Origin of the sequence: Burkholderia sp. JPY481, from assembly GCF_038900515.1 — a bacterium.
GTDB classification, from domain to species: domain Bacteria; phylum Pseudomonadota; class Gammaproteobacteria; order Burkholderiales; family Burkholderiaceae; genus Paraburkholderia; species Paraburkholderia youngii.
The window spans coordinates 923,429-937,851 of record NZ_JAYMRT010000001.1 but is presented as its reverse complement, the minus strand read 5'-3'; the positions used below and the strand labels follow the sequence as shown (position 1 = coordinate 937,851).

General features: G+C 62.5%; 14 protein-coding genes. 13 read left to right on the top strand and 1 reads right to left on the bottom strand.

Annotated elements, in window-relative coordinates; all coding sequences use genetic code 11:
* Window positions 1–114 precede the first annotated feature (114 nt).
* Both greA and VSR82_RS04265 read left to right on the top strand, forming a co-directional pair.
* A complete protein-coding gene (gene greA, locus VSR82_RS04270; RefSeq protein WP_026228283.1) occupies window positions 115–591 on the top strand; it encodes a transcription elongation factor GreA in 477 nt (158 codons plus the stop codon).
* 20 nt (window positions 592–611) lie between these two features.
* Window positions 612–1,121, top strand: coding sequence for a DUF4149 domain-containing protein (locus tag VSR82_RS04265; RefSeq protein WP_429461844.1), 510 nt, complete (start codon window positions 612–614; stop codon window positions 1,119–1,121).
* A gap of 196 nt (window positions 1,122–1,317) precedes the next feature.
* On the opposite strand, the gene VSR82_RS04260 is transcribed toward VSR82_RS04265, so the two are convergent.
* Window positions 1,318–1,845, bottom strand: a complete 528-nt coding sequence (locus VSR82_RS04260) for a YhbY family RNA-binding protein (RefSeq protein ID WP_429458516.1) — start codon at window positions 1,843–1,845, stop codon at window positions 1,318–1,320.
* A 197-nt stretch (window positions 1,846–2,042) separates the two neighbouring features.
* Between VSR82_RS04260 and VSR82_RS04255 the strand changes: the two genes are divergently transcribed.
* The 11 genes from VSR82_RS04255 to phoR all read left to right on the top strand — a co-directional run bounded on the left by VSR82_RS04255 (window position 2,043) and on the right by phoR (window position 14,363).
* Window positions 2,043–2,705 (top strand): RlmE family RNA methyltransferase, encoded by a 663-nt coding sequence (locus VSR82_RS04255; protein WP_410849632.1) that lies wholly within the window; start codon window positions 2,043–2,045, stop codon window positions 2,703–2,705.
* Window positions 2,706–2,894: 189 nt separating this feature from the next.
* Entirely contained in the window at window positions 2,895–4,784 is a 1,890-nt protein-coding gene (gene ftsH / locus VSR82_RS04250; RefSeq protein WP_013090008.1) for an ATP-dependent zinc metalloprotease FtsH, read from the top strand.
* 170 nt (window positions 4,785–4,954) lie between these two features.
* Window positions 4,955–5,767 (top strand): dihydropteroate synthase, encoded by an 813-nt coding sequence (folP, locus tag VSR82_RS04245; protein WP_429458518.1) that lies wholly within the window; start codon window positions 4,955–4,957, stop codon window positions 5,765–5,767.
* A gap of 29 nt (window positions 5,768–5,796) precedes the next feature.
* Window positions 5,797–7,155 (top strand): phosphoglucosamine mutase, encoded by a 1,359-nt coding sequence (glmM, locus tag VSR82_RS04240; protein ID WP_368585245.1) that lies wholly within the window; start codon window positions 5,797–5,799, stop codon window positions 7,153–7,155.
* Window positions 7,156–7,551: 396 nt separating this feature from the next.
* A complete protein-coding gene (pstS, locus tag VSR82_RS04235) occupies window positions 7,552–8,583 on the top strand; it encodes a phosphate ABC transporter substrate-binding protein PstS (RefSeq protein ID WP_368585246.1) in 1,032 nt (343 codons plus the stop codon).
* 160 nt (window positions 8,584–8,743) lie between these two features.
* Window positions 8,744–9,745, top strand: coding sequence for a phosphate ABC transporter permease PstC (gene pstC, locus VSR82_RS04230; RefSeq protein WP_368585247.1), 1,002 nt, complete (start codon window positions 8,744–8,746; stop codon window positions 9,743–9,745).
* On the top strand, window positions 9,742–10,638 hold the full coding sequence (pstA, locus tag VSR82_RS04225; RefSeq protein ID WP_368585248.1) for a phosphate ABC transporter permease PstA: 897 nt from the start codon (window positions 9,742–9,744) through the stop codon (window positions 10,636–10,638). Before pstC ends, pstA begins: the two co-directional genes overlap by 4 nt.
* 16 nt (window positions 10,639–10,654) lie before the next feature.
* Entirely contained in the window at window positions 10,655–11,503 is an 849-nt protein-coding gene (gene pstB / locus VSR82_RS04220; protein WP_018433457.1) for a phosphate ABC transporter ATP-binding protein PstB, read from the top strand.
* Between the two features lie 28 nt (window positions 11,504–11,531).
* Window positions 11,532–12,236, top strand: a complete 705-nt coding sequence (phoU, locus tag VSR82_RS04215) for a phosphate signaling complex protein PhoU (protein ID WP_368585249.1) — start codon at window positions 11,532–11,534, stop codon at window positions 12,234–12,236.
* Between the two features lie 26 nt (window positions 12,237–12,262).
* Window positions 12,263–12,964, top strand: a complete 702-nt coding sequence (phoB, locus tag VSR82_RS04210) for a phosphate regulon transcriptional regulator PhoB (RefSeq protein WP_008922879.1) — start codon at window positions 12,263–12,265, stop codon at window positions 12,962–12,964.
* Window positions 12,965–13,049: 85 nt separating this feature from the next.
* Window positions 13,050–14,363, top strand: coding sequence for a phosphate regulon sensor histidine kinase PhoR (gene phoR / locus VSR82_RS04205; protein ID WP_368585250.1), 1,314 nt, complete (start codon window positions 13,050–13,052; stop codon window positions 14,361–14,363).
* The last annotated feature ends 60 nt before the right edge of the window (window positions 14,364–14,423 follow it).

Sequence of the window (14,423 nt, the reverse complement as noted above, 5' to 3'; positions counted from 1 at the left end):
AGCGGCGTTCCGCAGGTGCTGCGGCCCAGGTCTATCCATGGGCGGCGGCTTTCGCGGAATGCACTTAACCGCGGTGATTTTTTTTATGGCCGTTTTTTGCCTCCAGAGTTGTTTATGAGCACTATTCCATTGACGAAGCGCGGAGCTGACATGCTGCGCGATGAATTGCAGCGCTTGAAATCGGTTGAGCGTCCGGCTGTGATCAACTCGATCGCGGAAGCGCGCGCCCAGGGCGATCTGTCGGAAAACGCGGAATACGACGCTGCGAAGGAAAAGCAGGGCTTCATCGAAGGCCGCATCGCCGAAATCGAGTCGAAGCTCGCGGGCGCGCAGGTGATCGATCCGTCGCAAGTGGAAGCCGACGGCCGCGTGGTGTTTGGCGCGACGCTCGAGCTCGAAGACCTCGAGTCGGGCGCGTCGGTCAAATACCAGATCGTCGGCGACGACGAAGCGGACATCGACCACGGCCTGATCTCGATCAGCTCGCCGATCGCGCGTGCGCTGATCGGCAAGTCGGAAGGCGACGTCGCGTCGGTGCAGGCGCCGGGCGGCATTCGCGAATACGAAATCATCGCGGTCAGCTACATCTGAGGATGGCGCCGGTGTCTCTGATGCCGCATCGTTTATTCCGCCTGCTGACGGTGGTGTGGGTTGGTAGTCTGTTGACCATCGGCTACGCGGTTGCGCCCGTGCTCTTCACGTCGCTCGACCGCATGACGGCGGGTGCCATTGCCGCGCAGCTGTTTCGGATTCAGGGTGTGATTGGCGTCGTGTGCGGTATTTTGCTGCTCGGTCTGGCCAATCTGCTCGTGCGGCGCGGTAGTGGCGCGTATCGCCGCCTGCGCTGGCTGCTCGCCGGTATGCTCGTATGCGTGCTGGTTGGCTATTTCGCGTTGCAGCCGTTCATGAACGCGATGCGCGTCGCCGCGCTCGAGGCAGGCGGCGACGTCGGACATTCCGTTTATGCAACGCGCTTCGGCATCCTGCATGGCGTGTCGAGTCTGTTCTATCTGATCGAGAGCCTGCTAGGTGTTGCGCTCGTGTGGCTGCTGCCGGCGCATGTCGGTACTGCGGCCGACGAAGAGGGCGCGCGCGCAGTCAGGGGGAAGGTGGCGGGCTGAAGCTCGTGGGTGGCTGGCGGTGTGACTCGGCGCTGTGTCCGCCGGTCGATGCCGATGCCCCGCGACGAACTTCATGTTGCGACGAATCGTCGCGATTCCGGCGGCCAGCTACAGTTCATTCGCGCTGTTTCGGCCTTGCGCTCAAGGCTCCCAACGCGCGGTGCGGAGCCGGTCCGCACCATGGCCGCGTGTTCTCTTACTTCGACTGATGCGAACGCTTCGCGCTGGTTTGCCGCTTCTTCGCGCGCTTGATGTTGCCGCCCTGCGTCACGCGTTCGTTGCCGCGCACCAACACCGCTTTCGCTCGCGGCTTGCGCATCGGCACGTCGGTCGGCTTCACCACCTTGACGATGCGCGGTGCGCGGCCCTTGGCCGGCCGGGCTTCTTCAGCTGCCGCTTCACGGGCGCTCGGCAATGCGCCGCGCTTCGCTTTTGCCGCAGGCTGTGCCGATTCTGGCTTCCAGATCACGAGCAACTTGCCGATATGCTGAATCGGTGCCGCGTTCAGCGTGTCGCAGATTTCTTCGTAGATGGCGATGCGCTCCTCGCGCTCATCACCGAACACGCGGATCTTGATCAGTTGATGCGCTGCGAGGTGCACCTTGATTTCGGCGAGCACAGCGTCGGTCAAGCCTTCGGCCCCGACGAGCACGACCGGTTTGAGCGCATGTGCCTGGGAGCGCAACTCGGCGCGTTGGTCGGGAGAGACTTTGAGGGCTGGCATGGAAAGTGGAAGACTCGACTAAAATGGCGGCTCCTGCATTTTCGTCCGATCGCCGAGCGATTCGGGCGGGTTGATTCAGCAGGGTGCGCGTCAGAACAACAGAATCGCGGATGGCCGCCAGTCTGGCGGTGGCCGCGCGAATTAACCGCGTATTATCCCCTAAAGCGCGACTCGACGCAGCAATAGTTCAATCTTTAATGGCAAAAAACAAGTTCAATACCGCGTGGCTGCACGACCACATCAACGATCCGTACGTCAAAATGGCGCAACGGGAAGGTTATCGTGCCCGCGCGGCCTACAAGCTCAAGGAAATCGACGAGCAGGACAAGCTGATCCGCCCGGGACAGGTGATCGTCGATCTCGGTTCCTCGCCGGGCAGCTGGAGCCAGTACGCGCGTAACAAGCTTGCCGGCGGCTCGCAGCGCAACGCGGAGCGCGAAGGTGGCATCGACGGCACGATCATCGCTTTGGACATTTTGCCGATGGAGCCGGTAGCCGACGTGCACTTCATCCAGGGCGATTTCCGCGAAGACTCCGTGCTGATCCAACTCGAAGAATTGGTCGGCGCGCGCCAGGTAGACCTTGTAATTTCGGATATGGCACCCAACCTCTCTGGCGTGGCGATCGCGGATGCGGCGCGGATCGAGCATTTATGCGATCTCGCGCTCGAATTTGCACAAAATCACCTGAAGCCGGATGGTGCCCTTTTAGTCAAATGCTTTCACGGCAGCGGATATAGTCAGATTGTCGAAAAGTTCAAGCGCCAATTCAAGGTGGTTGCGGCCCGCAAGCCGAAGGCGTCGCGGGATAAATCGTCAGAAACATTTATTTTGGGTAAGCATTTGAAGCGTCCCGCATAGGGATGCGGCGAGCCGGTTCCATTTCTGCCAATAATGAGCCCGATGCGTCGAAGACCGACGCCAAGCCGGCCTGCTACCCTATTTCCATGGTAGTGAAACGCTATGGCAGGGGTCTGCGGACTGGATTAGAATGCTTTCGTGGTGCCGCAAGGCAAATGTAGGCGCCCGTCTAAGTGAAGGAGTGGTGCTTTGAACAACAATATGTTTTCGAAAGCAGCAGTGTGGTTGGTAATCGCACTGGTGCTGTTTACGGTGTTCAAGCAGTTCGACAAGCCCCGTGTCCAGGAAGGCGTTTCCTATTCGCAGTTCATGGACGACGCGAAGAACGGCAAAGTCAAGAACGTCATTGTCCAGGGGCGGAACCTCACGGTCACTCCAGCAGACGGCCAGAAGTACCAGATCGTGTCGCCCGGCGACATCTGGATGGTCGGCGATCTGATGAAGTATGGCGTACAGGTGAGCGGCAAGGCTGACGACGAACCCAATGCACTGATGTCCGTGCTGTATTACCTCGGGCCGACGATCCTGATCATCGGTTTCTGGTTCTACATGATGCGACAGATGCAGGGGGGCGGCAAAGGCGGGGCCTTCTCGTTTGGCAAGTCGCGCGCGCGGCTGATCGACGAGAACAACAACGCAATCAATTTCACCGACGTCGCCGGTTGCGACGAAGCCAAGGAAGAAGTGTCGGAGCTCGTCGACTTCCTGCGCGATCCGCAGAAATTCCAGAAGCTCGGCGGTCGTATTCCGCGCGGTGTGCTGCTCGTGGGCCCGCCGGGAACCGGTAAGACGCTGCTCGCGCGCGCCATCGCCGGCGAAGCGAAGGTGCCGTTCTTCAGCATTTCGGGTTCGGACTTCGTGGAAATGTTCGTCGGCGTCGGCGCGGCTCGCGTGCGCGACATGTTCGAGCAGGCCAAGAAGCACGCGCCGTGTATCGTGTTCATCGACGAAATCGACGCGGTCGGCCGTCATCGCGGCGCCGGCATGGGCGGCGGTAACGACGAGCGCGAACAGACGCTGAACCAGATGCTCGTCGAAATGGACGGCTTCGAGGCGAATTCGGGTGTCATCGTGATCGCGGCGACGAACCGTTCGGACGTACTCGACAAGGCGTTGTTGCGTCCAGGCCGTTTCGACCGTCAGGTGTATGTCGGTCTGCCCGATATCCGCGGCCGCGAGCACATCATGAAGGTGCACCTGCGCAAGGTCCCGATTTCGAACGACGTCGATGCGGCAGTGATCGCGCGCGGCACGCCGGGCTTCTCGGGCGCTGATCTCGCGAACCTCGTCAACGAAGCAGCTCTGTTCGCGGCGCGCCGCGGCAAGCGCATCGTCGAAATGACGGACTTCGAGGACGCGAAGGACAAGATCTTCATGGGTCCGGAGCGCAAGTCGGCCGTGATCCGCGAAGAATCGAAGCGTGCGACCGCGTATCACGAATCGGGTCACGCGGTGATCGCGAAGCTGTTGCCGAAGGCCGATCCGGTGCACAAGGTCACGATCATTCCGCGCGGCCGTGCGCTTGGCGTCACGTGGCAGTTGCCGGAGCATGACAACGAAACGTACTCGAAGGACTATCTGCTCGACCGTCTTGCCATTCTGTTCGGTGGCCGCGTCGCAGAAGAGCTGTTCCTGAACCTCATCAGCACCGGTGCGTCGGACGACTTCAACAAGGCGACCCAGACGGCTCGCGCAATGGTTGCCCGCTTCGGTATGACGGATGCGCTCGGACCTATGGTCTATGTCGACGACGAAAACGACGCTTCGCCGTTCGGCCGCGGCTTCACGCGGACCATTTCGGAAGCGACGCAGCAGAAGGTCGATGCGGAAATTCGTCGTGTGCTGGACGAGCAGTACAATCTCGCGCGGCGCCTGCTGGAAGAAAACCGCGACAAGGTCGAAGCGATGACCGCCGCATTGATGGAGTGGGAGACGATCGACGCCGATCAGATCAACGACATCATGGCTGGCCGTCCGCCGCGTTCGCCGAAGAGCTCGCCGCCGTCGGCAAGCGACGCCTCGTCGGGCGGCAGCGCGGGCACTGAAGTCAAGCCGGGCAGCGCAACCGCGCCGGCCTGATAGGTTGCCAGTAGAAAGTGCGGGCCGGTGTGCTACACACCGGCCCGTTTTGCATTTATCCGTTCAAAGTGAAGCATTGCTACGTGTCGAAAGCCGATTCTTCCTCCGTACCCCTTCCAGAGCCGCTGCAGTGCGGCCGCTTCAAGCTGACGTTTGAACGCCCGTTGGTCATGGGCATCCTGAACGTCACTCCCGATTCCTTCTCTGATGGCGGCTTGTACGCGATGCGCGGCGATGCGCTGCGCCAGGCCGAGCGCATGATGCTCGAGGGCGCGGACATTATCGATATCGGCGGGGAATCGACGCGTCCTGGCGCGCCGCCCGTGCCGCTCGACGAAGAACTGGAGCGCGTGATACCACTCGTCGAGCAACTGCGTGGCGCGAACGTGCCGTTGTCGGTCGATACCTACAAGCCAGAAGTGATGCGGAGCGCGTTGAACGCGGGCGCCGACCTGATCAACGACGTCTGGGCCTTCCGAATGCCCGGCGCGATCGACGCGGTGCGCGACAGCGACTGCGGCCTTTGTGTAATGCATATGTTAGGTGAGCCGCAGACCATGCAGCGCGGCGAGCCGCACTATGCCGACGTTGTCAGCGAAGTGCGCCAGTTCCTCGAGGAGCGTGTCGCAGCTTTGCAGCAGGCGGGGATTGCGCGCGAGCGTATCAGCGTCGATCCGGGTTTCGGCTTCGGCAAGGTCGTCGTCGAGCACAACTATGCGCTGCTCGCGCATCTGGGCGACACGGCGCCGCGCGCCGCGTCGCCGTATCCGATCCTTGCGGGCATGTCGCGCAAATCGATGGTTGGCGCGGTGACGGGGCGGCCGGCGCCGGAGCGCGTGGCCGGCAGCATCGCCGCAGCGGTGTGCGCGGCCGAGCGGGGCGCCGCGATTCTGCGCGTACACGACGTCGCGCAAACAGTCGATGCATTGAAAGTATGGGCAACCCTGCGCGACGCGGCAAAGCAGAGCCGCGCGCACGGTTGAACCCGCAGCCAGATAGAGGGAGAACAAATATGGCACGTCGTTACTTCGGAACGGACGGCATTCGAGGCAAGGTCGGCGAAGGCCCGATCACGCCGGAATTCGTGTTGCGGCTCGGCTACGCGGCCGGCAAGGTGCTCGCGGGCGCTGATCAATGGGCGAAGACAGGCGCTCGTCCGACCGTCCTGATCGGCAAGGACACGCGCGTATCGGGCTACATGCTCGAAGCCGCGCTGGAATCGGGCTTTTCGGCGGCCGGCGTCGACGTGATGCTGGCCGGCCCGATGCCGACACCCGGCATCGCCTATCTGACGCGCGCGCTGCGGCTTGCCGCGGGCGTCGTGATCAGCGCGTCGCACAACCCGTACTACGACAACGGTATCAAGTTCTTCTCGGCCGACGGCAACAAGCTGCCGGACGACGTCGAGGCGCAGATCGAGGAGCAGCTCGAGCTGCCGCTCGCATGCGCGGCTTCCGAGCAACTGGGCAAGGCGCGCCGTCTCGACGACGCGGCCGGCCGCTACATCGAGTTCTGCAAGAGCACGTTCCCGGCCGCGTACGACCTGCGCGGCATGAAGCTCGTCGTCGATTGCGCGCACGGCGCCGCGTACGACGTCGCGCCGCACGTGTTCCATGAGCTCGGCGCGGAAGTGATCCCGATCGGCGTCTCGCCGAACGGCTTCAATATCAACGACGGCGTCGGCGCGACCGCTCCGGATGCGTTGGTTCGCGCGGTGCGCGCAAACCACGCGGACCTCGGTATCGCGCTCGATGGCGACGCCGACCGCTTGCAGGTCGTCGACGAGTCCGGCCGCCTGTTCAACGGCGACGAGCTGCTGTACGTGCTGGTCAAGGACCGTATCGCGACGGCCGGCCATGTGGAAGGCGCGGTCGGCACGCTGATGACCAACATGGCCGTGGAGGTCGCGCTGCAGAAAGCCGGCGTCAAGTTCGTGCGCGCCGCGGTTGGCGACCGCTATGTGCTCGAACAGCTTCGCGAGCACGGCTGGCAGCTCGGCGCCGAAGGTTCGGGCCACATTCTGTCGCTCGATCGCCATTCGACCGGCGACGGCATCGTGTCCGCTCTGCTCGTGCTGGCGGCGATGCAACGCAGCGGCAAATCGCTCGCGGATCTGCTGGACGGTGTCACGCTGTTCCCGCAGAAGCTGATCAACGTACGCATGAAGCCCGGCGCGGACTGGAAGGGCAGCGATACGATTCGTAGCGCGATCAAGGTGGCCGAAGGCGCGCTCGACGGCCGCGGTCGCGTACTGATCCGCGCGTCGGGCACCGAGCCGGTGCTGCGCGTGATGGTAGAGGCGCAGAACGCCGCGGACGCGCTCGAGCATTCGGAAGCGATTGCGGAAGCCGTGCGGGTAGCGACGGCCTGATCTGTTCCCGAACAGGCGGCGGGCGGTGGCGACCGCTTGCTGCCTGACGGTCGCTACGAGAAGGTTCAGCGACCCGCGTCTCATAAACTTCGTCGCCGGGCTTCACCCCAACAACTCCCCGCGCCCCAGCCACCAGAAAGTCGACGTCTCCGCACAAAAACGTCCCTCCGCACCGAGCGCAAACGTTCGCGCTCCGTCTTTTTCGTCTAACTTGCAAAATGCGATGCAGCGAGCATCGCTATGGCGGCGTTCGCCCGCTCCCGAACCTTTCACTGGGTAATGTGACTGTCACATCCGATTCACGATCAGTCACGTTTTTGTCATAAAGAGACCCTAAGCTTCGCGGTGTTCGAGTTTCCCGCTCACACCACACGCTCACACTCCCTTGGAGGTCTCATGAAATTGATGCAAACCGTGTTCGCTGGCGTCGCTGGCGCGCTTTTCGCAATCGCAGCGCAAGCCGCAGACATCACCGGCGCGGGCAGCACGTTCGCGGCACCGATTTACACGAAGTGGGCCGACGCTTATCAGAAGACCGGCGGCGGCAAGGTTAACTACCAGGGCATCGGTTCGTCGGGCGGCATCAAGCAGATCGAGGCGAAGACCGTCGATTTCGCTGGTTCGGACGCTCCGCTGAAGGACGACGAACTCGCGAAGGAAGGCCTGTTCCAGTTCCCGACGGTGGTCGGCGGCGTGGTGCCGGCAGTCAACGTGCCGGGCGTGAAGCCGGGCGAACTGGTGCTGTCGGGTGCAGTGCTCGGCGACATCTATCTCGGCAAGATCAAGAAGTGGAATGACCCGGCAATCGTCGCGCTGAACTCGAAGGTCAAGCTGCCGGATCTGGACATCGCCGTGGTGCGCCGCGCCGACGGTTCGGGCACCAGCTTCATTTGGACGAACTACCTGTCGAAGGTCAACCCGGAATGGAAGACGAAGGTAGGTGAAGGTGCGACGGTCAACTGGCCGACCGGCACGGGCGGCAAGGGTAACGACGGCGTCGCGGCATTCGTGCAGCGTCTGCCGGGTTCGATCGGCTACGTCGAATGGGCGTACGCCAAGCAGAACCACATGAACTACGTCGCGCTGAAGAACGAAGCCGGCACCGTGGTTCAGCCGCAGACCGACACGTTCAAGGCAGCGGCTGCTGGCGCTGACTGGTCGAAGTCGTTCTACCAGATCCTGACGAACGAGCCGGGCAAGAACGCATGGCCGATCGTCGGCGCGACGTTCGTGCTGCTGCACACGACGCAGGAAAAGGCACCGCAAGGCGCGGAAACGCTGAAGTTCTTCGACTGGGCGTTCAAGAACGGCGGTCAGGCTGCGAACGATCTGGACTACATTTCGCTGCCGGAATCGGTAGTGTCGGAAATCCGCACGCAGTGGAAGCAAAAGGTCAAGGATTCGGCAGGCAAGACGCTCGCCGAGTAACAGGCGTAAGCTGGCGCGGTATGTCTGAATCGTGCCTGGTAGCACCCCGGCCGTCCTCGCATGAGGACGGCCTGTGACTTTCACGCGGCATGCGCCGCATGCATCACCGCCCGCCCGACATGTGTCGTCCGGCAACTGGATACAGGTCCCTCAGGCTCTCATGTCCGATATTCATTTAGCGTCCGGCACGAGCCGGGCCACTCCGCCTGGCAGCGCGTCGCAGCAGAAAGCGCCTGGCCGCTCCGGCGATGTGATCTTCGGCGGCCTCGCACGCCTTTCCGCCATCGTCACGCTGCTGCTGCTCGGCGGCATCATCGTGTCGCTGATCATTGCCTCGATGCCGTCGATTCGCGAGTTCGGTCTCGCGTTCCTCTGGACGGCGGTGTGGGATCCACCCAGCAAACAATTTGGCGCGCTCGTGCCGATCTACGGCACCCTCGCGACGTCGATCATCGCTCTGATCATCGCGGTGCCCGTCAGCTTCGGCATCGCGCTGTTTCTGACCGAACTGTCGCCTGCATGGCTGCGTCGGCCCCTCGGCATCGCGATCGAACTGCTCGCCGCGATTCCGTCGATCGTATACGGCATGTGGGGTCTGCTCGTGTTCGCACCGATCTTCGCGGTGTGGTTCCAGAAGCCGCTCGGCGCGGTGCTCGGCGGCATTCCGATCGTCGGTGCGCTGTTCTCGGGTCCGCCGATCGGCATCGGCATCCTGTGCGCGGGCGTCATCCTTGCGATCATGATCATCCCGTACATCGCGGCGGTCATGCGCGACGTGTTCGAAGTGACGCCGGTGCTGCTGAAGGAATCGGCCTACGGTATCGGCTGCACGACGTGGGAAGTGATGTGGAAGATCGTCCTGCCGTACACCAAGACCGGTGTGATCGGCGGCATCATGCTCGGCCTCGGCCGCGCGCTGGGTGAGACGATGGCGGTCACCTTCGTGATCGGCAACACCAATCTGCTCGACAATATTTCGCTGTTTTCGCCGGGCAACAGCATCACGTCGGCGCTCGCCAACGAGTTCGCGGAAGCGGACCCGGGCCTGCACACGTCGGCGCTGATGGAGCTCGGCCTGATCCTGTTCGTGATTACATTCATCGTGCTGGCGATTTCGAAAATCATGCTGCTGCGTCTCGAGAAAGGGGAGGGCGCGAAATGAGCGGACCGTCCCTGAATATGCCGGGCCTGAAGGACCCTGCGACGCTCGAAGCGATGCGCGTGCGTCTGCAAGGGCGCCGTCGGATGACTAACGCGATCGCGCTGACGCTGTCGCTCGCGGCGATGGCGTTCGGCCTGCTGTGGCTCGTGTGGATTCTCTATACGACGCTGCATCTCGGGATCGGTGGTTTGTCGGTCGAGCTGTTCACGCAGTCGACGCCGCCGCCGAACACCGATGGCGGCGGTCTTGCGAATGCGATCGTCGGCAGCCTGTTGCTGGTCGCGCTCGCGACCTTCGTCGGCACGCCGATCGGCATCATGGCGGGCGTCTATCTCGCCGAATACGGCCAGAAAGGCTGGCTTGCGAACCTCACGCGCTTCATCAACGACATCCTGCTGTCGGCGCCGTCGATCGTGATCGGTCTGTTCGTCTACGCGCTCGTCGTCGCGAAGATGGGCCACTTCAGCGGCTGGGCCGGCGTGCTCGCGCTAGCGCTGCTGCAGGTTCCGATCGTGATCCGCACGACCGAAAACATGCTGAAGCTCGTGCCGAATGCGATGCGGGAAGCTGCGTTCGCGCTCGGTACGCCGAAGTGGAAGATGGTGCTGTCGATCACGCTGAAGGCGTCGATCGCGGGCATTGTCACGGGGGTGCTGCTGGCGGTCGCGCGGATTGCCGGCGAAACCGCGCCGCTGCTCTTCACCGCGCTGTCGAACCAGTTCTTCTCGGTCGATATGGGCCAGCCGGTCGCGAACCTGCCGGTCACGATCTACAAGTTTGCGATGAGCCCGTTCGCGCAGTGGCAGTCGCTCGCGTGGGCCGGCGTCTTCCTGATCACGCTCGCGGTGCTGGGACTGAATATCCTCGCGCGCACGATCTTCTCGAACAAGTAAGGGCGGAGTGAATCCGATGAACATGGCAGAAACCCAACTCAATCCGGTCGGGCACGCAACCGCGCCCGCGGGCTCCGACCCCGAACACAGCGCTCACGCGCAAACCCCGTCGCGTCCGAAGATCGAAGTCAAGGATCTCAACTTCTTCTACGGCAAGTACCACGCGCTGAAGAACATCAACCTGCAGATTCCCGAAGGCAAGGTGACCGCGTTCATCGGCCCGTCGGGCTGCGGCAAGTCCACGCTGCTGCGAACCTTCAACAAGATGTACGCGCTTTATCCGGAGCAGCGCGCGGAAGGCGAGATCGTGATGGACGGCGAGAACCTGCTGACCACGCGCCAGGACATTTCGCTGCTGCGCGCGCGCATCGGCATGGTGTTTCAGAAGCCGACGCCGTTCCCGATGTCGATCTACGACAACATCGCTTTCGGCGTGAAGATGTTCGAGAAGCTGTCGCGCTCGGAAATGGACGACCGCGTCGAATGGGCGCTGACCAAGGCGGCGCTGTGGAACGAAGTGAAGGACAAGCTCGGCCAGAGCGGCTACGGTCTGTCGGGCGGCCAGCAGCAGCGTCTGTGTATCGCGCGCGGTATCGCGATTCGACCCGAAGTGCTGCTGCTCGACGAGCCGTGCTCGGCGCTCGACCCGATTTCGACGGGCCGTATCGAAGAGCTGATCGCCGAACTGAAGAGCGACTACACGGTCGTGATCGTTACGCACAACATGCAGCAGGCAGCCCGCTGTTCGGACTACACTGCCTATATGTACCTCGGTGAACTGATCGAATTCGGCGACACGGAAAAAATCTTCATCAAGCCGGTCCGCAAGGAAACCGAGGACTACATCACCGGCCGCTTCGGCTGATCCGCCGGGCAATACAACGGAGTACGACATGTCCGATAAACATCTGTCCAGCCAGTTCGACGCCGACCTGAACCTCGTTTCGTCGAAAGTGCTCGAAATGGGCGGTCTCGTCGAATCGCAGATCGTCAACGCGATGCAGGCGCTCAACGAATTCGACCTCGGTATGTGCGAGCAGGTCATCGCCGCCGAAGACCGTCTGAACAAGATGGAAGTCGACATCGACGAAGAGTGCAGCAACATCATCGCGCGCCGTCAGCCGGCCGCGCGCGATCTGCGCCTGCTGATCGCGATCTCGAAGACCATCACGAACCTCGAGCGCGCCGGCGACGAAGCCGAGAAGATCGCGAAGCGCACCAAGCGTCTGATGGAAGACGGCGCCTCGCGCACCATCAACATCGCCGAAATCAAGCTGTCCGGCGAGATGGCCGTGTCGATCCTGCGCCGTGCGCTCGACGCGTTCGCGCGTCTGGACACGGTCGCTGCCGCGCAGATCGTGCGCGACGACAAGGCGATCGACGAGGAATTCCGCGCGTTCGTGCGCAAGCTGATTTCGTATATGACCGAAGATCCGCGTTCGATCTCGGTGGGCCTCGACTTCCTGTTCATCGCCAAGGCGATCGAGCGGATCGGCGACCACGCGAAGAACATCGCCGAATTCATCATCTACATCGTCAAGGGTACCGACGTGCGGCACCAGTCGCGCGACGCGCTCGAACGCGAAGCGCTCAGCTAATCCAGAGATAAGGAACAGAGGTGCCGATGCCCAGCAGCATTCTCGTCATTGAAGATGAGCCCGCCATTTCCGAATTGATTTCGGTCAATCTTCAACACGCCGGACACTGCCCGATTCGCGCGTACAACGCGGAGCAGGCGCACAACCTGATCAGCGACGTGCTGCCCGATCTCGTGCTGCTCGACTGGATGTTGCCGGGCAAATCGGGCATTTCGTTCGCCCGCGATCTGCGCAACAACGAGCGCACGAAGCATATCCCGATCATCATGCTGACCGCGCGCGGCGACGAGCAGGACAAGGTGCTCGGCCTCGAGATCGGCGCCGACGACTACGTGACGAAGCCGTTCTCGCCGAAGGAACTGATGGCGCGCATCAAGGCGGTGCTACGCCGCCGCGCGCCGCAGCTGACCGAAGACGTGGTCGCAATCAACGGCCTGAAGCTCGATCCGGCCACACACCGCGTCGCCGCGCATGCGGAAGGCAGCGAGATCAAGCTCGATCTCGGCCCGACCGAATTCCGTCTGCTGCACTTCTTCATGACTCACCCGGAGCGCGTGCACAGCCGCACGCAACTGCTCGACCAGGTGTGGGGCGATCACGTGTTCGTCGAAGAGCGTACCGTCGACGTGCACATCAAGCGTCTGCGCGCGGCTCTCAAGCCGGCCGGGTGCGATGCTATGATTGAAACGGTACGCGGCAGCGGCTACCGGCTGGCGAAGAGCGCCTGATAGCCGCCGGCGGCGCACTGCACTGCGTAACGGTGAGCCGCCACACCTCCTTGCTGCGCTGTATTTTCTCTTCGATCGCTAGACCATGAACATCATCTGGGCGCGCTCCATCGTGTCGGTCGTGCTGCTTGCTGTTCTTTGCGCGTTGGTCGGCGCACTGGTGAACGTCAAGGCAGGGCTCGCTCTCGCCATCGTCATGCTGCTCGCACAGAGCGTCTTCAGTACCTTCCACAAGCAGCGTCTGTGGCGTCTGCTCGATGCGCCGGTGTACGGCGAAGTGCCGAGCGCCCCCGGCATCTGGGGCGAAATCTATTACCGTCTGCACAAGCTCGCGAAGCGCTGGCACGCCCAGGTGCGCCAGGTCGAGCAGCAGCATTCGCGGTTCATCCAGGCGATCCAGGCGTCGCCGAACGGCGTCGCGATGCTCGACGATCACGATCAGATCGAGTGGTGCAACGCGATTTCCGAAAGCCACTTCGGGCTCGATGCGAAGCGCGATCTGCGTCAGCACATCACGCATCTGGTGCGTCATCCGGATTTCGTGCGCTATCTGAATTCGCATCGGTACGAGGAAATGCTGATCATGCGCGGCATGGGCGACAAGCGCCAGAACGTGCTGTCGGTGCAGGTGTTTCCGTATGGCGACAATCGCAAGCTGGTGCTGTCGCAGGACATCACCGAACTCGAGCGCACCGATGCGATGCGGCGTGACTTCGTCGCCAACGTGTCGCACGAACTGAAGACGCCGCTCACCGTACTGTCCGGTTTTCTCGAGACGATGCGTGAGCTGCCGTTGGGCGAGGCCGAGCGCGCGCGCTATCTCGACCTGATGGAGCAGCAAGCGTCGCGCATGCGTCATATCGTCAGCGATCTGCTGGTGCTCGCGACGCTCGAAGGCGACAACAAGCCGCCGAGCGATCAGATGATCGACATGCAGGCGGTATTGCGGCATCTGCACGACGACGCGCAGAGCCTGTCCAGCGATCATCACAAGATCGTCTTCGAAGCCGACGAAGCTTTGACGGTCACCGGCGTCGAAACCGAGATTCTCAGCGCGTTCGGCAACCTGGTGACGAACGCGATCCGCTATACGCCGGACGGCGGCTCGATCAAGGTCAACTGGCGTGCGCAGGGTGGCCATGCGGTGTTCTCGGTCACCGATAGCGGCCTCGGCATTCCGGCCGCCGATATTCCACGGCTCACCGAGCGCTTCTATCGCGTCGATCGCAGCCGTTCGCGCGACACGGGCGGCACCGGGCTCGGTCTCGCGATCGTCAAGCACGTATTGCAACGGCACGATGCGCAACTTGAAGTGAAGAGCGAAGAAGGGCGCGGCAGCACGTTCACGGTGCGCTTTCCGGTGTATCGGACCGCGCGCTGTCAAACCGCACAGGTTTGAGCACGGCAGTCGTCCGACTGGTCGATCCAACAAAAAACCGCCTGGAACAGGCGGTTTTTT

Coding starts and splice junctions, on each gene's coding strand:
- greA (WP_026228283.1), top strand. CDS start 115: ATGAGCACTATTCCATTGACGAAGCGCGGAGCTGACATGCTGCGCGAT.
- VSR82_RS04265 (WP_429461844.1), top strand. CDS start 612: ATGCCGCATCGTTTATTCCGCCTGCTGACGGTGGTGTGGGTTGGTAGT.
- VSR82_RS04260 (WP_429458516.1), bottom strand. CDS start 1,845: ATGCCAGCCCTCAAAGTCTCTCCCGACCAACGCGCCGAGTTGCGCTCC.
- VSR82_RS04255 (WP_410849632.1), top strand. CDS start 2,043: ATGGCAAAAAACAAGTTCAATACCGCGTGGCTGCACGACCACATCAAC.
- folP (WP_429458518.1), top strand. CDS start 4,955: ATGGGCATCCTGAACGTCACTCCCGATTCCTTCTCTGATGGCGGCTTG.
- glmM (WP_368585245.1), top strand. CDS start 5,797: ATGGCACGTCGTTACTTCGGAACGGACGGCATTCGAGGCAAGGTCGGC.
- pstS (WP_368585246.1), top strand. CDS start 7,552: ATGAAATTGATGCAAACCGTGTTCGCTGGCGTCGCTGGCGCGCTTTTC.
- pstC (WP_368585247.1), top strand. CDS start 8,744: ATGTCCGATATTCATTTAGCGTCCGGCACGAGCCGGGCCACTCCGCCT.
- pstA (WP_368585248.1), top strand. CDS start 9,742: ATGAGCGGACCGTCCCTGAATATGCCGGGCCTGAAGGACCCTGCGACG.
- pstB (WP_018433457.1), top strand. CDS start 10,655: ATGAACATGGCAGAAACCCAACTCAATCCGGTCGGGCACGCAACCGCG.
- phoU (WP_368585249.1), top strand. CDS start 11,532: ATGTCCGATAAACATCTGTCCAGCCAGTTCGACGCCGACCTGAACCTC.
- phoB (WP_008922879.1), top strand. CDS start 12,263: ATGCCCAGCAGCATTCTCGTCATTGAAGATGAGCCCGCCATTTCCGAA.
- phoR (WP_368585250.1), top strand. CDS start 13,050: ATGAACATCATCTGGGCGCGCTCCATCGTGTCGGTCGTGCTGCTTGCT.